The following is a 17,912-nucleotide window of genomic DNA, read 5'->3' as shown; positions in this document are numbered from 1 at the left end:
CCTTACAGGAAGTAGAGACGGTTGAGGGAGACGGATTCGGCGGGTTCGGAGCGGAGCGGCTCGCCGTCGAGCGTGACGAGTCCGCTGTGCCCGTCGACTCCGACCTGCCCGATACGGGAGTTGAGGCGGAGGTCGGCCGGGCCGATGCCGCGGGTGCCGCGTACGGCGACGCGGCGACGGCGGGTGGGCATCAGGTCGTTGCCCTGGTCGAGGGCGGCCTGTGCGACGAAGGCCACCGAGATGTCGGCGGGGGTCGCGCCGTACGCCCCGAACAGCGGTCCGAGGACCAGCGGTTCGCAGGTGTCGGTCGCGGCGTTGGGGTCGCCCGTGACGCCGTACGCCGGGAAGCCGGACTTCAGCACCATCTGCGGCTTCGCGCCGAAGTACTGCGGCCGCCACAGCACGATGTCGGCCATCTTGCCGACCTCGATCGAACCGATCTCGTGGGCGAGACCGTGGGCGATGGCGGGGTTGATGGTGAGCTTGGCCATGTACCGCAGGACGCGCGCGTTGTCGTCGTCCGGGCCGTCGCCCTCCATCGGGCCGAGCTCGGCCTTCATCTTCCCGGCCATCTGGAACGTACGGCGCACGGTCTCGCCCGCGCGCCCCATCCCCTGGGCGTCCGAGGACGTGATGCCGATCGCGCCCAGGTCGTGGAGGACGTCCTCGCCGCCCATCGTCCCGGCGCGGATGCGGTCGCGCGCCATGGCGGCGTCGCCGGGCAGGTCGGTCTTGAGGTCGTGTACGGAGACGATCATCCCGTAGTGCTCGGCGACCGCGTCCCGCCCGAAGGGAAGGGTGGGGTTGGTGGAGGAGCCGATGACGTTGCGGACGCCCGCCATCTTGAGGACGTTGGGGACGTGACCGCCGCCGCAGCCCTCGATGTGGAAGGCGTGGATCGTACGGCCTTCGAGGACGGAGAGGGTGTCCTCGACCGACAGGCACTCGTTCAGTCCGTCGCTGTGCAGCGCGACCTGTACGTCGTGCTCCTCGGCGACGCGCAGCGCCGTGTCCAGGGCCCGGGTGTGCGCGCCCATGTCCTCGTGCACCTTGAAGCCGGACGCGCCGCCCTCGGCAAGCGCCTCGACGAGCGGTGCGCCGTCGGAGGACGAGCCGCGCGCCAGGAAGCCGATGTTGACCGGCCAGGCGTCGAAGGCGCCGAAGGCGTGGCGCAGGGCCCACGGCGAATTGACGCCGACGCCCCAGACGGGGCCGAATTCCTGGCCGATGATCGTCGTCACGCCGGAGGCCAGCGAGGCCTCCATGATGCGGGGCGAGAGCAGGTGGACGTGCGTGTCCACCGAGCCCGCGGTGGCGATCAGGCCCTCGCCGGACACGATCGACGTACCGGTGCCGACGACGACGTCGACGCCGTCGAGGGTGTCCGGGTTGCCTGCCCGCCCTATGGCGTGGATCCGGCCTTCCCTGATGCCGATCGACACCTTGCGGATGCCCTGCGCCACGTCGATGACCAGCACATTGCTGATGACGACGTCGCAGGTCTCGCGGACGGCGGCGGCCTTCAGGTGCAGGCCGTCGCGTGCGGTCTTGCCGAAGCCGGCGAGGAACTCGTCGCCGGGCTTCTGCGCGTCGGATTCGACGCGGACGGTCAGTCCGGAGTCCCCGAGCCTGACCCGGTCCCCGGCGCGGGGGCCGTGCACGGCGGCGTACTCATGCGGATCGATGCTCATCGCTCAGCTCCCAGATAGCCGCAGGCGGCGGCTCTGCGCAGGGCTTCTTCCTTCGCGCCGGGCGCGTCCAGCGCGCCGTCGACCAGACCCGCGAAGCCGATCGCGATCCGGTCGCCGCCGATCGGGACGAGGCCGACCTCGGCCTCGCCTCCCGCGTCGAAGCGGACGGAGGACCCGGCCGGTACGCACAGCCGCATGCCGTACGCCGCCCGGCGGTCGAAGTCGAGGCGCGGATTGGCCTCGAAGAAGTGGAAGTGCGAGGTGACGCTGACCGGCACGGTCGCGGTGTTGCGTACGGTCAGCCGCACCGCGGGCTCCGGCTCCGCGTCCGCGGGACCGGGCAGTACGGCGCCGGGGGCGTCGTCGCCCTGCGCGCCGCCGCCGATCGGGGACGACACGACCGCGAGCCGGGAGCCGTCGTCGAACACGGCCTCCACATGCACCTCGGTCACCACATCCGCCACGCCGGGCAGCACGTCGTCGGGGCCGAGCACGGAGCGTGCCGCCTCGATCGCCTCCGCGAGCCGTCGGCCGTCGCGAGCCGCCTCGCACACCGTGTCCGCGATCAGCGCGGTTGCCTCGGGCACATTGAGCCGCAGTCCGCGGGCCCGGCGCGCACGCGCCAGCTCGGCCGCTCCGAACAGCAGCAGCCGGTCGCGTTCCGTCGGGGTCAGTCGCACGCCGCCACACCTCCATCGTTAGAACTTCACTCTAACCACAGTCTTAATTCGCCGGAAACCTTGACTCGCGGAACAGGCCTAAGTCACATTGAACACTGCTCAAACTTTGTTATCCGGCGAACCGGGAGTCCCCCATGCCGATAGAACAGCGCGGTGTCGACACCATCCCCGACGAGGAGCGCACCAGCGGTCCGCGCGACCTCGTCTCCATCCTTCTCGGCTCCAACCTCTGCCTCGGCGTGATCGTCTTCGGCTGGCTGCCGCCGTCCTTCGGGCTCGGCCTGTGGCCCTCGGTGACCTCGATCGTCGTCGGCACGCTGGTCGGCATCCTGGTCACCGCGCCGCTCGCGCTGATCTCCCTGCGCACGGCGACCAACCTCTCCACCTCCAGCGGCGCCCAGTTCGGCGTACGCGGCCGGCTCGTCGGCTCGGTCGTCGGCCTGCTGCTCTCGCTCGGGTACACCGCGCTGACGCTGTGGATCGGCGGCGACGTCATGGTCGGCACGCTGTCCCGGCTGGTCGGGCTGCCCAACAGCGGCGCCTCGCGCGCCGTGATGTACACGCTGCTCGCCGTCTGTACGGTCGTCGCCGCGGTCTACGGCTACCGGCTGCTGCTCCGGCTCAGCAAGGTCCTGTCCATCGGCATGATCGCCCTGCTGGCCCTCGGCGTCCTCGCCTACGCGGGCGACTTCACCACGGCCGCACCCCCGGACACCCCGTACCTGCTCGGCTCCTTCTGGTCCACCTGGCTCCTGGCGGCCGTCGCCGCCGGACTGAGCGGCCCGGTCGCCTTCATCACCCTCCTCGGTGACTACACGCGCTACATCTCGCCGCGCCGCCACACCTCCCGCAAGGTGTTCTGGGCCACCTGCCTGGGCCTGCTCCTCGGCCTGCTGGTGCCGCAGCTGTTCGGCACGTACACCGCTCTCGCCGCCCGTGCGGGACTGGACTACGCCGGACCGCTCGTCGACGCCGCGCCCTTCTGGTACCTGGCGCCGCTGCTCCTGGCGGCCTCGGCCGGGTCGGTCGGAAACGCCGGTCTGATGCTGTACTCGATGGGCCTCGACCTGGACGCGATCCTGCCGAAGACCACCCGCACACGGGCCACCGTGATCGTCGCGGTCGTCGCGACCGTCTTCGTCTTCCTCGGCTCCTTCGCCTGGGACGCCCAGTCCGCCATGACGTCCTTCGTCCTTCTGCTGACGGCGATCGGCACCCCGTGGGCAGTGATCTCACTGATCGGGTACGTGCGCTGCGGCGGCCAGTACGACCCCGAAGCCCTTCAGGTCTTCAACAACCGCGCCAGGGGCGGTATCTACTGGTACCGGGCAGGCTGGAATGTAAGCGCCACGGTCTCCTGGGCACTGGGCGCGGCGGTCGGCCTCGCGGCGGTCTCGACCACCCTCTACGAGGGCCCGCTGCTCGCCCTGACCGGCGGCGTGGACTGTAGCTTCATCCTCTCGGGGCTCGTGGGCGGCATCGCGTACGCCGCACTGACGGTGAAGGGGCGAGCTGATGCGCGTACTGACGTGGAACCTGTGGTGGAGGTTCGGACCGTGGGAAGCCCGGCAGAAAGCGATTCTCGCAGTCTTGCGTGAGCAGCGGGCCGATGTGATCGGGCTCCAGGAGGTGTGGGCGCGCGGCAACGATAACCAGGCCGCGTGGCTCGCCGGGGAACTCGGCATGCACTGGGCCTGGACCCCGTACTACCTGCCCGAGCGGTGGCAGAAGCGCATCGGCGACAGCTCGGTCGACGTCGGCCTCGCCGTCCTGAGCAGATGGCCGGTCGTCGCCCGGCACTCGGTACGGCTGCCCGTCGCCGGCGGCAGGGACGACGGGCGGGTGGCGATGCACGCCAGGATCGACTCCCCCGCCGGTCCTGTGCCCTTCTTCACCACCCACCTGAACTCCGCCGTGCACGATTCGGGGATGCGCTGCGCCCAGGTCAGGAGCCTGGTCCACTTCGTCTTCGAACACCGCGGCAACGGTCATTTCCCGGCGGTCGTCGCCGGCGACTTCAACGCGTGGCCCGACTCGGACGAGATCCGGCTGCTGGGCGGCTACCGGACCTCCCCGCCCGTCCCCGGCCAGTCCTTCATCGACGCCTGGGAGTACGCCGACCCGGCCGCGCCCTCCGCGACCTGGGACAACACCAACGCGTACATCGCGGGCACCTGCCAGCCGAGCGTACGGATCGACTACATCCACGTCGGCTGGCGCGGCCCCGAGGGGCAGGGCGGCGTCCGCTCGGCCCACCGCGCGGGGCACGGCGCCGTCGACGGTGTGTGGCCTTCCGATCATGCGGCTGTGGTCGCGGACCTCGCGGATTAGCCTGGCGTACGTGAATAACGACCGGTTCGACATCGACATCGACATCGACCAATTGGACGAAAAGATACGGGCGTTCGTGCCCGAGCCGGACAGGGGCGGGCGGCTGCGCGCCGAGGCGGCGGCCATCGAGGCCCGGTGGCCCGACCCTGCCGCCAGGCCCGCGCTGTACGGGATCCCGGTCGGCATCAAGGACATCGTGCGCGTCGACGGGCTGGCGACCCGGGCCGGGTCCGCGCTGCCGCCCGAGGTGCTGGCGGGCGAAGAAGCCACCGTGGTCGGCCGGTTGCGGCGGGCCGGAGCGCTGGTCGCGGGCAAGACGGTGACCGCCGAGTTCGCCGTGCTGGCGCCGGGCCCGACGCGCAACCCGCACAACCCGGAGCACACGCCGGGCGGTTCGAGCAGCGGTTCCGCGGCCGCGGTCGCCGCCGGGATGGTGCCGCTGGCCGTCGGCACGCAGACGGTCGGCTCGGTGATCCGCCCCGCCGCGTACTGCGGAGTGACCGGATTCAAGCCGACGTACGGCCGCATCCCCATGGACGGCGTGATCGCCAACGCGCCGTCGTTCGACACGCTGGGCCTTTACGCGTCCGACGTCGCGGGGGTCGCACTGGCGGCGGGTGCGGTGTGCGACGGCTGGCACCCGGTCGCTGCCCCCTCCGCCCTGCCGGTGCTCGGCGTCCCGGAGGGCCCGTATCTGGAGTGCGCCGGGGCGGAGGCACTCGCCGCCTTCGACGCCCAGGTTCAGCTGTTGCGGGCGGCCGGTTTCGACGTACGCCGGGTCCCGGTCATGGCCGACTTCGAGCAGATCCGCGCGCAGCTGTTCACGATGAACCGCTACGAGGTGGCCAGGACCCACGCCGACTGGTTCGCGGCGTACGGCGAGCTCTACCGGCCCGAGACGGTCAAGGCGATCCACGAGGGTCAAGAGATCGGGCACGAGGCGTATGCGCGGGCGCAGCGGGAGCGGGAGGAGTTCCGGGACCGGATCGCGGCCTCAATGACCGCCCACGGCATCGACCTGTGGATCACCCCGGCCGCGACGGGCCCGGCCCCGCGCGGCCTCGAAACCACCGGCAGCTCGATCATGTGCCTGCCGTGGAGCAACGCGGGGCTGCCGTCGCTGGCGGTGCCGGCGGGGTGGAGCGGGAGCCTGCCGCTGGGCCTTCAGCTGGTCGGCGCGCACGGCGCGGACGAGCAGCTGCTGGCGTGGGCGCGAGGGGTCGCAGCCGCGGTGGCTGGTAGCGGCCGGGGCTAGCGGTGCCCGGCGGAGCTTTTCTTTCCCCACCCCGCCCCTTCCCGAAACTGGGGGCAAGCCCCCAGACCCCCGGACGCCCTCCGGGCGTGTCCTCAAACGCCGGACGGGCTGATCTTCAGCCCGTCCGGCGTTTGAGGACCGGGGTCTGGGGCGGAGCCCCAGTTCGGGAAGGGCCGGGTAGGGGAAAGAAAAGCTCCGCGCACAACCATCCGCGCGTCAGCCCAGTTCGTGCATCCACCCGTGGACGTCGTCCGCCTTGCCAGTCTGGATGTCGAGCAGCGCCTTGCGCAGCTTCAGCGTGACCTCACCCGGCTGACCGCCGGACTGCGTCCACTCCCCGCCCGTCGACTTGACGGTGCCGACGGGGGTGATGACCGCTGCGGTGCCGCAGGCGAAGACCTCGGTCAGCGTGCCGTTTTCCGTGTCCCGCTTCCACTGGTCGATCGAGACGCGGCCCTCCTCCGCGGTGTACCCGAGGTCACCGGCCAGCTTGAGCAGCGAGTCGCGGGTGATGCCGGCGAGCAGCGAGCCGGTCAGCTCCGGGGTGACGATTTTATCCCCGTACACGAAGTACAGGTTCATGCCGCCGAGCTCCTCGACCCACTTGTGCTCGACCGCGTCGAGGTACGCCACCTGGTCGCACCCCTTCGCGGCCGCCTCGGCCTGGGCGAGCAGCGACGCCGCGTAGTTGCCACCGGTCTTGGCGAAGCCGATGCCGCCGGGGACGGCGCGGACGTAGTCCTCGGACAGCCAGATGGAGACGGGCTTGACGCCACCGGGGAAGTACGCGCCGGCGGGCGAGGCGATGACGATGAAGAGGTACTCGTTGGCGGGCTTCACCCCGAGACCGACCTCGTTCGCGATCATGAAGGGCCGCAGGTAGAGGGAGGATTCGCCGCCGTGCGCGGGAACCCATGCCTTGTCCTGCTGGACCAGCGCGTCACAGGCCGCGACGAACGTCTCGACCGGCAGCTCCGGCATGGCCAGCCGGCGCGCGGACACCTGGAAGCGCTTGGCGTTCATGTCGGGGCGGAACGTGGCGACCGTGCCGTCGGGGTGCCGGTAGGCCTTGAGGCCCTCGAAGATCTCCTGCGCGTAGTGCAGGGTCATGTTGGCCGGGTCGATCGACAGCGGCGCGTACGGCACGAGCTGGGCGTCGTGCCAGCCACGGCCTTCCGTCCAGCGGATGGTCACCATGTGGTCGGTGAAGTGGCGGCCGAATCCGGGGTGGGCCAGGATCGCCTCGCGCTCTGCGTCGGACAGGGGGTGCGAGGAGGGCTTGAGCTCGATCGTGGGCGTCGTCATGAGTGCGTGTCCTTCACCGGTTGTGTGTGGTGGACCGCGCTCACGCCTCTAGTAGGACGTCCGAGCTTCCCTTCATGCCACGGCCCCACGTTCGATTATCGCCCGTGGGAGTCGGTGCATGAAACGGCGTGAAATGCGGCCCAGGATTGATGGTCGCACCCGGCCGCGGCAAAGCACAGCCGCCGGGTGTCTGTGACCCGGCGGCTGTGGGAGGAGTCCGTCGGGTCAGCCCGCTACTCGTACCGCGAGCGCGTCGCCGATTTCGTCCGTCGTACGGATCGTGCTGCCGTCGCGCTCCGCCAGGTCGGCGGAGACTGCCGCCTCGATACGGCCGGCCTCGGCCTCGAAGCCGAGGTGGCGCAGCAGCAGGGCGACGGAGAGGATCGTGGCCGTCGGGTCGGCCTTGCCCTGGCCCGCGATGTCGGGCGCGGAGCCGTGGACGGGCTCGAACATGGACGGGAAGGCACCCGTCGGGTTGATGTTGCCGGAGGCCGCCAGGCCGATGCCGCCGGTCACGGCAGCGGCGAGGTCGGTGAGGATGTCGCCGAAGAGGTTGTCGGTGACGATGACGTCGAAGCGCTCCGGCTGGGTGACGAAGAAGATCGTCGCGGCGTCGACGTGCAGGTAGTCGGTAGTGACCTCGGGGTATTCCTTGCCGACCTTGTCGAAGATGTTCTTCCACATGTGGCCGGCATAGACGAGGACGTTGTTCTTGTGGACCAGCGTCAGCTTCTTGCGCGGACGGGCGTTGGCCCGCTCGTACGCGTCACGGACGACGCGCTCGACGCCGTACGCCGTGTTGAGGCTGACCTCGGTCGCGACCTCGTGCTCCGTGCCGGTACGGATGGAGCCGCCGTTACCGGTGTACGGGCCTTCGGTGCCCTCGCGGACGACGATGAAGTCGATGTTCGGGCGGCCGGCCAGCGGCGTGGCGGTGTTGGGGAACAGCTTCGACGGGCGCAGGTTGATGAAGTGGTCGAAGGCGAACCGCAGTTTGAGCAGCAGCCCGCGCTCCAGGACACCGGACGGCACGGACGGGTCGCCGATCGCGCCGAGCAGGATGGCGTCGTGCTGCTTGAGGGAGTCGAGCTCCGCGTCCGGGAGGGTCTCTCCGGTGCGGTGCCAGCGCTGAGCGCCGAGGTCGTACTCCTTGGTCTGCAGCTTCACATCCTGCGGGAGGACGGCGTTGAGGACCTTGAGCCCTTGGGCCACGACCTCCTGGCCGATGCCGTCACCAGGGACCACTGCGAGATTGAGGCTGCGAGACATGACGGCACCCTACTCCCGCGTCCCAGCCCCTGACACCGGGCGTCCGCCATTCGGACTCAAAATCTCGACAGTTTCTGTTCACCCTTTGTACTGGCCAGAGTTGGTTGTTACTGGGAAGTTTTCTTGCATGGCTGACACCCCCCGCACCGGCATCCCGGACCAGCTCGCACGCCGCATGAGCATGCCGGAGCAGCACGAGTACCTGCGTACGAAGCTCTCCCGCCGCCGCGTCATCTCCTCCTCCGCCGCCACAGTGGGCGGAGCCGCCCTGCTCGGCGGCGCGAGTCCGGCGTACGCGGGCTCCCCCGCCCTCCTGCCCGCCTCGGTCACCGCCCGGGTCGACGGGTCGCTCGTCGCGCCCTTCGGCCGGCACCTCGCCTTCGGCGCCGACCCGAAGACGCAGATGCGGATCTCCTGGCAGGTGCCTTTCGCGGTCAAGAGCCCTTATGTGCGGGTGGGGTTGAAGCCCTGGGAGCTGAGCCGCAAGATCGAGGCGGAGGTGCGCGATCTGCACACGCCGTCGCTGTCGTGGAAGCTGCCGGCGGTCGACCAGTTCTACCTGCATGCGGGGCTCGACGGACTGCGGCCCGGGACGACGTACTACTACGGGGTGGGGCACGACGGCTTCGACCCGGCCGACGCGTCGCGCCTGGCGACGATCGGGTCGTTCCGTACGGCGCCCGCGCAGCCCGAGAAGTTCGTCTTCACGGCCTTCGGCGACCAGGGGGTCAGCTATGACGCCCTCGCCAACGACCAGTTGATCCTCGGCCAGAACCCGTCCTTCCACCTGCACGCGGGCGACATCTGCTACGCGGACAGCAGCGGGCACGGCAAGGAATCGGACACGTACGACGCGCGGGTGTGGGACCAGTTCCTGGCGCAGACCGAGAGCGTGGCGTCGCAGGTGCCGTGGATGGTGACCACCGGCAACCACGACATGGAGGCCTGGTACTCGCCGAACGGCTACGGCGGCCAGTCCGCCCGCTGGTCCCTCCCGGACAACGGGCCGGACGCGAAGAACGCCCCCGGCGTCTACTCCTTCACGTACGGCAATGTGGGCGTCGTGGCGCTGGACGCGAATGACGTCTCGTACGAGATACCGGCCAACAAGGGCTACACGGACGGCGCCCAGACCGCGTGGCTCGACAAGCGGCTGGGGGAACTCCGGCGGCAGGCGGGCGTCGACTTCCTGGTCGTCTTCTTCCACCACTGCATGTACTCGACATCCACACACGCCTCGGACGGCGGGGTGCGTGACGCGTGGCTGGCGCTCTTCACCAAGCACCAGGTCGACCTGGTGATCAACGGGCACAACCATGTGTACGAGCGGACCGACGCCATCAAGAACGGCGAGGTGGGCAAGCCGGTCCCGGTCGGCGCGAGCACCGACCCGACGCGCGACGGCATCGTGTACGTCACCGCGGGCGGGGCGGGCAAGGACCTGTACAGCTTCGGTCCGGGCGTGAAGGACAGCTACGAGGGCAACGTCCACGACCACGACCACATCGTCAGCTTCCACTGGACGAAGCTGCGGCTTCCGGACCCGGACACGGTGGAGTGGTCGCGGGTGCGGTACACCGGCTTCTCGTTCCTCGCGGTGGAGGCGGAGACGGGCACGTCACCGAAGCTGAAGGTCTCGGCACTGGCGGAATCGGGCGAACGGATCGACTACTTCGAGATCCAGCGCGGACGCTGAACACTCAGCCACCCGCGCCCGCACCGCACGGCCCTAAGACTTGATCCGTAATTCAGGCGGTGTCGATCTTGAGGTTGTGGCGTACGGCGACGGCGCGGGTGGTGTCTTTGCGGTTGCCGGTCCAGGCGTCGCCGACGGCGATGACGCGCCGGTCGCGGGCGCGGAAGGTGAACTGGACGTTGACGCTGCGGCGGTAGTTCTTGGAGCACTCGGTCATCGTCTGGTCCTCAACGGGGATGAGCGTGCCGTCCACGACCCACAGATCCGAGCGGCTACCACCGGGCGGTTCGAGGAGCTGCGCGACCAGGGGCGTGAGGCGGTCGAGGATGCAGTGCACGGTGGCCACGCCGACGCCGAAGAGGTCGGCGAGTTGGCGGTGTGTGAGGTTGGTGCGCCACGCGATGGCGGCCAGGAGAACCCGGTTGTCCAGCAGGAGCGCCTACGGCCGCCCCCGTCCCGTCTCGGACGCCGTTGGTTATTTTCGGGCCGCGTTGCTTTGCCCCGTCGAGTTGCTCGGCGGGGCAAAGTGTTGCCAAGTGGCTGGTGCGGGTGCGTAGCCGTCGGACCACCTCGCTCACCTTGGTCAACGGCAAGACGCTGTGGCGCAAGTTCTTCGACGGGGCCCGCGACGGCGCGGGCGCGACGGACGACGCGTCGGGCCCGCTGTACGCGGCGGTGGACGGCGACTTGCGGGCGTACGACACTCAAGCTCAAGAACACCTCGGACGGCTTCGGCTGTGGCGTCGTACACGGCAAGACGCTGTACGTCGCCAACGACCGGAGCGAGGTGTACGCCGTCGACACGGCGACCGGCAGCGAGCAGTGGAAGCGCGCCACCGAGTACCCGGGCAGGTCCACCCCCGCAGTTGTCCTGAGCGGCGCCGGCCGTACCGTTCGCGCTCGACGACACGCAGGCCACCGCGTTCAGCGCGCGCGACGGTCAGCGGCTGTGGAGTTCCAGGACGCGGGCGCCGAGAGCGCCGCGGCCCCGGCCGGGTACCGCGCGCAGACGTCAGGCAGCACGGCCGTCCTGTGGCGCGGCCGCAACTTGTACGCGCTCCCTCTCAACTGAGCCCACGTGGGCGAGGTTGTACGAGGGTTGTACTCGAACGCGTCTCGATTGGATCCCTCTGGGATTGCACAGCCGTCACGATCATGGTGGCGGGTCAAATTCGTTGATCATCGAACGGACGCAGGCCGTAGATTCACTGGTCACAACAGATTCCGCGTGTCACCCGGTGGTGAACCTCGCGCGGGGGGACCGTTGTTCACCGAACCAGAGGAATGCTGTTTCATGCGTCGCACCACTGTCCGCCGTACCGCCGTCGCCGCCTCCGCGCTCTCGCTGGCCCTGCTCGTCAGCGCCTGCGGGTCCGACAAGCCCGTCGATGCCACCCCCGAGGGCAAGGGCAAGGAAAGCGCAGCCGCCGAGCCTGCCGCGAAGGCCCTGTCGCAGGCTGAGCTGGACAAGCTCGTCCTGGCCAACGGTGACGTGAAGAACCACAAGGTCGCCAAGCCCTCGAAGGCCGACCTTGCCGGGGCAAAGATCGCCACCGCCGACAAGGCCGAGTGCAAGCCGATCGTCGACGCGATGGCGCTCCGGCCCGTGGGCTCGCCCGCCGCGACCTCGACCCGCAGGATCACCACCATGCCCGAGAAGCCGGCCAAGGACGCTTCGCCCGAGGAGAAGCTGGATGCCGCCGTGGCCGGCTTCGGCAGCACGATCCTCATGTCCGACACACTCGGCTCGTACGACGGCAAGGGCGCCCATGAGGCGCTCGCCGGGCTGCGCACTGCGGGCAAGGCCTGCGCCGACGGCTTCACCATGATCGCCGGCCCGGACAAGACGAAGGTGACCAAGCTCGCTCCGAGCACCTACACCGGTGGTGACGAGACGGTCGCCTTCACGGTGACGACCGCAGTGGACGGCGAATCCGGCACCTCCCAGTTCGTGGCGGTGCGCAAGGGCAACACCCTCGCGTCCTTCTACGCGGTGAGCTTCTCGGGCAAGACGGAGCAACCGAAGGCCGCCATCGACGCGCAGCTGGCCAAGCTCGGCTGAGTGTCGCTCGACGGCTGAAGCCGCACGACCTCGCCCCCGCCCCCCGCGCCTGGACGCTGTTGGTGAATCCGGGGGCCTGCTACTTCGGCCCGTCGAGCTGCGGCTCGGCGGGCCGAAGTGCTGCGAAGTGGCTGGTGCGGGTGCGGGCTCGGGGCGTTTCAGTGAGGTGGGCGTCGAGGCGGGCGAGGTTGATGGCGGCGCCGGTGAGCTGGTGTTGCAGGCCCGGATACGTCGACGCGCACGTGCTGGTCGGCGCCCGCCGCCAGTACGGCCTCACCCTCACCGGACCGGTCGCCGGCGTCGTCAGCCACCAGGCAGCCGCAGGCGGTGGGTTCACCGCCGACGACTTCACCATCGACTGGGCACGCGAGCAGGTCACCTGCCCCGACGGGAAGACCGCCACGTGCTGGAATCTCGACCGCTCTCCCGAGGGCACCCCACTGATCCGGGTCCGGTTCAATGGCGGGGACTGCCGCCCCTGCTCGGTCCGCGAGCAGTGCACCACCTCCAGCGTCGGCCGGCGCCTGACTCTGCGGCTCAAGCAGCCGCGTCCCGTCCCGGCCGATCCGCAGTCCCACCTCGTCCCGCTGGGTGCGGGCCTTGGGAAACCGGGAGCCCTCGGCTCTGGTGGCGTAGTGCTTGAACCAGTCCGGCTCAGCAACTTCGACCAGCCAGTCAGGGGCAGCCTGAGCCAGCGCGTTCAAGGCCGACCGCAGCGTTTCCGCGACCCGTTCCAGCCAGCACACTTCCCGCGCCGCCGACAGCACGTGGGTGGAGTCGGTCCTCGCCCGGCCCGCTCGGCTGCATCGACACCCGCACCCACCCCATACGACAACGTCGGCCTTCAAGACCACAACCGGGTCCTGAAGGCCGACGTCACGCGCGCCCCCGGACTGGCCAACAGCATCCGTCTCGGGGAGGAGGGCTGCGACGCGGGCGACCAGGGCGAGGAACGCTTTGACGGGCAGTCAGGGAGCGAGGGCCGCAGGCTGGTGACACTGATCTTCGACACGAACGGACACAACAGCCTCTTAGGTCAATTACTTCCCGAATCGAGGATAGGTGACCTACTCCCCGCGCTTGGGGTGGGCTTCGCGCCAGGCGTCCAGCTGGTCCACGGGCCACAGCGGGGTGCGGCCGACGTAGATGGGGGCCGGGAAGTCGTCGCGGCTGCTGTTGAGGTTGTAGACGTGCTGGACGGTCACCTTGAGCCGTTCCGCTGCCTGCCGTGCGTCTACATACCCAGGAATCGTCGCTGCCATGATCCCACTCTACTCCGCTTGTCATAGCTGAACTACTCACGTAGCGTGTCGTAGGTCAGCTAATTTGGTGACGGGGGGTGACGGTGATGCAGGCTGCCCAGCCAAGGAAGTTCCGGGGGAAGAACAAGGCCCCGAAGTGGACCAAGCCCAGCGACGGGTTGGTGTCGGTGATGGTGCTGCCTCTGGCCGTCACCGATCCCGCCGACCTTGCCCGGCTCGATGGCCTGTTCGGGGCGATGTGGTCGCTCAAGCGCGTCGTCCAGCGCGACGCCCGCGCCAAGGTCGATGCCTACTGGGCCGCGTACCACGAGCGGGAGCGCGACGGGGCGAAGGCCTCACGGCAGCGCCTCGGCCTCTCCCGTGAGGCCCTGGAACGCTGCGCCTACAAGCACCTCGAAGCCTCGGGGCACTTGAAGCACCACGCCTCCAAGGCCCTGGCCATGCACATCGCCGACGAGGTGTGGAACGGCGTCTCACGGCACCTGTTCCCCGACGCCACCGGCCACCGCTTCGGGCGACCGAAGGTCGGCAACTGGCACGACTTCACCCGCATCCCCGGCCGCGCCCGCTCCCACACCACCGCCAACAAGTGGGAGACCTTCCGTCTCGTCGGCACCCTGACCGGTCACGCCATGGCCTACACCTCCGGCGGCCAGCACACGCTGATGCAGCCCTGCCGGATGCCGAAGCCGACCGTTCCCGAGGGCCGTTTGCCCACGGGCAAGATGACCGCCGCTGGGAAGCCGGGCATGCGCAAGGCCACGTGGTGGGACCACACCGGCCCCCTCGCCGTCGTCTTCGCCGGAGGCCCCGACGGCAGCCGGGGTGACCTCGTGCTCCCCGTCCGCATCCCCCCAGGTGCGGGCCAGTGGGAGCGAGTGCAGCACTTCCTTTCGAACCCGCTGACCTGGCACAAGGTGGACCTTGTACGCCGCCGCAAGGCGTCCGCGCCGGGCGGCTGGGTGTATGAGGCGCACCTGATGGTGCTCGGCCCCGGATACAGCTCCCCGGCCGTACGGACCATGCGCGACCAAGCGGCCCAGCTCGACCGGATCGGCGGGGTGGACGGCAACGTCTCCAACCTCTCCGTCGTCTCCTTCCCCGCCGACCTCACCACCGGCAAGCCGGTCTCCACCGAGGTCACGCTCACCGACGCCGAACAGCGACTGATCGAGAAGCAGGCGAAGAAGCGGCGGGGCCGTGCGCGGGCGCTGGGACGCTCCCGCCGGGCGACGAACACCGCACAGTACGGCCTGTCGAAGAAGCAGACCGCACGCGCCGCACGCCGCGCCGAGAAGGGTCTGGGGCCCAAGACGGTGACGGTGCCCGGTGGCGCCCGTGCTGCCAGGTCTGATGGGGTGCCGAAGCAGGCGTTCCGGCGTGACCGGCTTTCCGCCAACTACCGGGAGCAGCGCGCCCGCCAGGCCGAACACGCCGCCAGCATCGCCGAACACCGACGCCACCGCGCCCGCCTGGTGGCACGAGAGATCATCGCCGCCCACGGCCCCGTGCTCGTGGTCGAGGACTGCGACATCCGCACCTGGTACCGGCTGTGGGGCAAGCGCCTCTCGCAGACCACACCCGGCATGCTCATCTCCGCCCTCAAGGTGGAGTGCGAAGCCGCCGGGGGCAGGCTCGTGCGGGCCTCCACCTGGTCAACGGCCTTGTCCCAGCACTGCCTCTGTGGTGAGCGGGTGCACAAGACGCTGCGGGACCGCGAACACAAGTGCACCGCGTGCGGCCTCGTCGGCAAGCGAGACCTCGTATCCGCAGCGCTGGCCGCCTTCGTCCGCTTCACCGACATGGACGACCCCAAGACCGCGTACCTGGACACCACCGCATCCAAGAACGCCCAGATCACCTACGCACAAGCGCTGGAAGAAGCGCTGAGGGAGTCAACCACACCGAGCCCGAAACCGCCCCGGCGGTCAGGTCGCGTGGCAGTCCCACGGCAACGCCGTGAGGCCTCTGCTCTCCGAACCGCCGGACAGCGGCACCGAGCAACCCCGGATGAGACACGCCCCGTGCGTGACCACGCCGGAAAGCCCGGTCCCCGCACCGCGTGCAGTCCACAGCTCACCCTCTGGTGAATTGCGGATCAAGTCTTAGTGACCCGTCGCGCCACCGTTGTCGCGGCGGTCAAGCGCACGCTGAAGCGCTGCGGCAGCCTGCTTACGGTCGGTCTCGCTCGAACGGGAGGTGTGGCGGACGCGGCGACGCACGGTCTCGGCCATGATGATCGACTCCTTGAGATCAGAATGATTTCAGGGCGCCGGAAGGGGCGGGGAGCGGAAGCCGCAGGGTTCTCCTGCATAGGGGCACCGGCTCACGACCGCCATTCGCGGATGCAGCGAAGCATTCGGCTTCTACAAACGTAAGCGACCTCAGCCAGCCTGTCTCCACAATTACTCGGACTTCCTACTATCTGAGACAGCGATCATGAACTGCCCGCTCAGGCGTGTGCGACGTGCAGCTCTCGGCCCAGCCGACCAGCGGCAGCGACAAGGTGCATGGGAGGACTTCCTCGTCCCGCAGCTACAGCACGTCGCCGTCGCGCCAGTCGAAGTACAGCGTGTCGTGCAGCGCGTCGGAGGCTTCGGGCAGCTTGCGCCCGGCGGCGGGCCGTACGTACGTCGTGCCCTCCTCGTCGGGCAGGGGTACGACGCCGTCGGGCCCCAGCGCGGCGAGCCGGCCGGGCCACACCTGCCAGCCCCGCGCCTCGTACAGTACTGCGCCTTCGTCCGAGGCGGAGAGCGCGCCGAGTACGTACGCCGCGTCGATCGCCCGCTCCAGCGCGTCCATCACCCGGCCGCCGAGGCCATGCCTGCGGCAGTCGGCCCGCACCGCCACGCCCTCGACGTAACCGGTGCGCAGTGAGCGGCCGCGGTGTAAGACCCGGCGCTGGACGAGGCTGCCGTGGGCGGCGAGCCCGTGCTCGTCGCGGACGAAGGCGTGGAGGCCGCCGATGGTGTGGTCCCAGTCCTCGTCACTGAAGTCGCCGTCGAAGGCGGTGTCCAGGAAGGCGCGGATTTCGTGGAGCTCGGCGGTGCTGAGGTCGGCGGTGTGGGCGGTACGAATGGGCTCAGTCATGCATCGCAGTCTCCCAGGGCCCGCCGCCCACACCGGGCGGCGGGCCCACGCGCTCACTCAGTACAGGGCCAGGGGCAGGGCCGGTCAGTACACGTTCACGCCGTACGCGGACAGGGCTTCCTTCACGGGCTGGTGAATGGCGGAGCCATTGGTGCCCGTGCAGCCGGAGCTGCCCGAGTGGATGCCGAGGGCTACGCTGCCGGCGAAGTGGGCGCCGCCGCTGTCGCCGCCGGCGGAGCACGCGGTGGTGCGGACCATGCCGTAGACGGGGCCGTCCCCGTAGTTGACGGTGACGTTCACGGCGGTGACGGTGCCGCTGGTCACCTTCGTCGTGGAGCCGCTCTTCTTGATGGCCTGGCCCACGACGGCGTTGGCGGCGGACGAGATGTCCTGGTAACTGCCGTTGTAGAGGTTGACGTTGCCGCCGGGCGCGGAGCCGTTGGTGTAGCGGACTATGCCGTAGTCGTTGGTCGGGAAGCTGGTGCCCTCGCGGACGCCGATCACGGGACCGCCGGAGGTGGCCGACCAGTTGGTGGCGGAGTTGGTGCAGTGGCCCGCGGTGACGAAGTAGCGCGTGGTCCCCTTGGAGACGTTGAAGGCGGCCGAACACCGGTACCCGCCCCCGTAGATGGCGTCGCCTCCGGCCACCTCACGCTTGAAGGTCCCGGGAACCCGCTCGACGCGTACGGCGCCGCCCTGCGCGTTCGCGACCCTCTTCAGCCGGGCCAACTCCCTTGCGGACAGGGACTGGTCGGCCTGGACAGCCACCTGATTCGTCCGCGGGTCGATGCCCCAGGACGTACCGGTGATCTTCGCACCGGCCTCCAGGGAGGCCATGGCCTCGCCGAGCTGCGCGGCGCTGCGCGTCACGCGCTGCGGGGTTGCCCCGGCCGCGCGGACCTGCTCGGCGGCGCGGTCGCTGGTGACGGTGACGGTCAGTTCTCCGGTACGGCGGTCGATGTAGCTCCCGGCAGTGTCGTCGCCGAGCCGCTGGGAGAGCGCGGAGTTCAGGGCGTACGTCGCCGGACCTGCGGCAGCGTCTTCGCCGGCGGTGCCGGCCCCGGCAGGGGCCGCGCCGAGGCAGAGTGCACCGGCGGCTGTTAAGGCGGTCAGGGCCGTGCGTCGCGCACGGAGGGTGCGTCTCATGTGGGGGCTCCTCAGTCAGGTCTCCGCGGGGAACGGAGACACCACTGAGGAATTTGACATGCCCATTGTCATCCCACAAGGCCGCGCGGGGACCCGGGCGTCAGTGTCCTTGGGGGGAAAGAGCG

General features: G+C 69.7%; 17 protein-coding genes and 2 pseudogenes. 8 read left to right on the top strand and 11 right to left on the bottom strand.

The window, feature by feature from the left end; all coding sequences use genetic code 11:
* Window positions 1–2: 2 nt before the first annotated feature.
* Entirely contained in the window at window positions 3–1,691 is a 1,689-nt protein-coding gene (locus PXH83_RS22285; protein WP_274562300.1) for an urease subunit alpha, read from the bottom strand.
* Entirely contained in the window at window positions 1,688–2,371 is a 684-nt protein-coding gene (ureA, locus tag PXH83_RS22280; protein ID WP_274562299.1) for an urease subunit gamma, read from the bottom strand. Before ureA ends, PXH83_RS22285 begins: the two co-directional genes overlap by 4 nt.
* A gap of 134 nt (window positions 2,372–2,505) precedes the next feature.
* Here ureA and PXH83_RS22275 point away from each other — a divergent pair, with 134 nt between their 5' ends.
* From PXH83_RS22275 to PXH83_RS22265, 3 genes are read left to right on the top strand one after another with little or no spacing between them, the layout of a single operon-like run.
* Entirely contained in the window at window positions 2,506–3,969 is a 1,464-nt protein-coding gene (locus PXH83_RS22275) for a cytosine permease (protein ID WP_274562298.1), read from the top strand.
* Window positions 3,887–4,702 (top strand): endonuclease/exonuclease/phosphatase family protein, encoded by an 816-nt coding sequence (locus PXH83_RS22270; protein ID WP_274562297.1) that lies wholly within the window; start codon window positions 3,887–3,889, stop codon window positions 4,700–4,702. Before PXH83_RS22275 ends, PXH83_RS22270 begins: the two co-directional genes overlap by 83 nt.
* Before the next feature lie 10 nt (window positions 4,703–4,712).
* A complete protein-coding gene (locus PXH83_RS22265; protein WP_274562296.1) occupies window positions 4,713–5,957 on the top strand; it encodes an amidase in 1,245 nt (414 codons plus the stop codon).
* Window positions 5,958–6,173: 216 nt separating this feature from the next.
* On the opposite strand, the gene PXH83_RS22260 is transcribed toward PXH83_RS22265, so the two are convergent.
* Window positions 6,174–7,262, bottom strand: coding sequence for a branched-chain amino acid aminotransferase (locus PXH83_RS22260; RefSeq protein WP_274562295.1), 1,089 nt, complete (start codon window positions 7,260–7,262; stop codon window positions 6,174–6,176).
* Window positions 7,263–7,487: 225 nt separating this feature from the next.
* A complete protein-coding gene (locus tag PXH83_RS22255; protein WP_274562294.1) occupies window positions 7,488–8,531 on the bottom strand; it encodes a 3-isopropylmalate dehydrogenase in 1,044 nt (347 codons plus the stop codon).
* Window positions 8,532–8,658: 127 nt separating this feature from the next.
* On the opposite strand from PXH83_RS22255, the gene PXH83_RS22250 reads away from it, so the two are divergent.
* Window positions 8,659–10,227 carry a fibronectin type III domain-containing protein gene (locus PXH83_RS22250; protein WP_274562293.1) on the top strand — a complete coding sequence of 523 codons (1,569 nt, stop codon included), beginning with the start codon at window positions 8,659–8,661 and terminating at the stop codon, window positions 10,225–10,227.
* Window positions 10,228–10,279: 52 nt separating this feature from the next.
* Here PXH83_RS22250 and PXH83_RS22245 read toward each other — a convergent pair whose 3' ends face one another.
* Window positions 10,280–10,657, bottom strand: coding sequence for a helix-turn-helix domain-containing protein (locus PXH83_RS22245; protein WP_274562959.1), 378 nt, complete (start codon window positions 10,655–10,657; stop codon window positions 10,280–10,282).
* On the opposite strand from PXH83_RS22245, the gene PXH83_RS32540 reads away from it, so the two are divergent.
* Window positions 10,559–11,299: an outer membrane protein assembly factor BamB family protein gene (locus tag PXH83_RS32540; RefSeq protein WP_420803203.1), complete on the top strand. Its 741-nt coding sequence runs from the start codon at window positions 10,559–10,561 to the stop codon at window positions 11,297–11,299. The two genes, PXH83_RS22245 and PXH83_RS32540, sit on opposite strands and share 99 nt — an antisense overlap.
* A gap of 222 nt (window positions 11,300–11,521) precedes the next feature.
* Window positions 11,522–12,289: a hypothetical protein gene (locus tag PXH83_RS22240; RefSeq protein WP_274562292.1), complete on the top strand. Its 768-nt coding sequence runs from the start codon at window positions 11,522–11,524 to the stop codon at window positions 12,287–12,289.
* Between the two features lie 79 nt (window positions 12,290–12,368).
* On the opposite strand, the gene PXH83_RS22235 is transcribed toward PXH83_RS22240, so the two are convergent.
* Window positions 12,369–12,692: a hypothetical protein gene (locus tag PXH83_RS22235; protein ID WP_274562992.1), complete on the bottom strand. Its 324-nt coding sequence runs from the start codon at window positions 12,690–12,692 to the stop codon at window positions 12,369–12,371.
* Here PXH83_RS22235 and PXH83_RS32535 point away from each other — a divergent pair.
* Window positions 12,643–12,768: pseudogene (locus tag PXH83_RS32535) on the top strand (hypothetical protein); the annotation flags it as partial. The gene PXH83_RS22235 and the pseudogene PXH83_RS32535 sit on opposite strands and share 50 nt — an antisense overlap.
* 57 nt (window positions 12,769–12,825) lie before the next feature.
* On the opposite strand, the pseudogene PXH83_RS22230 reads toward PXH83_RS32535, so the two are convergent.
* Both PXH83_RS22230 and PXH83_RS22225 read right to left on the bottom strand, forming a co-directional pair.
* A pseudogene (locus PXH83_RS22230) lies at window positions 12,826–13,086 on the bottom strand (IS5/IS1182 family transposase); the annotation flags it as partial.
* Between the two features lie 270 nt (window positions 13,087–13,356).
* The gene (locus PXH83_RS22225; RefSeq protein WP_274562291.1) at window positions 13,357–13,551 is read right to left on the bottom strand and encodes a helix-turn-helix transcriptional regulator; all 195 of its coding nucleotides are present in this window, start codon (window positions 13,549–13,551) and stop codon (window positions 13,357–13,359) included.
* Window positions 13,552–13,637: 86 nt separating this feature from the next.
* On the opposite strand from PXH83_RS22225, the gene PXH83_RS22220 reads away from it, so the two are divergent.
* The gene (locus tag PXH83_RS22220) at window positions 13,638–15,641 is read left to right on the top strand and encodes a zinc ribbon domain-containing protein (protein ID WP_274562290.1); all 2,004 of its coding nucleotides are present in this window, start codon (window positions 13,638–13,640) and stop codon (window positions 15,639–15,641) included.
* 15 nt (window positions 15,642–15,656) lie between these two features.
* Here the strand turns inward: PXH83_RS22220 and PXH83_RS22215 are convergent, their stop codons facing one another.
* The 3 genes from PXH83_RS22215 to PXH83_RS22205 all read right to left on the bottom strand — a co-directional run bounded on the left by PXH83_RS22215 (window position 15,657) and on the right by PXH83_RS22205 (window position 17,787).
* A complete protein-coding gene (locus PXH83_RS22215; protein WP_274562289.1) occupies window positions 15,657–15,785 on the bottom strand; it encodes a hypothetical protein in 129 nt (42 codons plus the stop codon).
* Between the two features lie 301 nt (window positions 15,786–16,086).
* Complete coding sequence (locus PXH83_RS22210; protein ID WP_274562288.1) at window positions 16,087–16,641, bottom strand: GNAT family N-acetyltransferase; 555 nt, start codon at window positions 16,639–16,641, stop codon at window positions 16,087–16,089.
* 84 nt (window positions 16,642–16,725) lie between these two features.
* Window positions 16,726–17,787 (bottom strand): S1 family peptidase, encoded by a 1,062-nt coding sequence (locus tag PXH83_RS22205; RefSeq protein WP_274562286.1) that lies wholly within the window; start codon window positions 17,785–17,787, stop codon window positions 16,726–16,728.
* Window positions 17,788–17,912: the final 125 nt, after the last annotated feature.

Source organism: Streptomyces spiramyceticus, from assembly GCF_028807635.1.
Taxonomy (GTDB): Bacteria; Actinomycetota; Actinomycetes; order Streptomycetales; family Streptomycetaceae; genus Streptomyces; species Streptomyces spiramyceticus.
The sequence above is the reverse complement of the archived record's forward strand: the minus strand, read 5'-3'. Positions and strand labels throughout refer to the sequence as shown.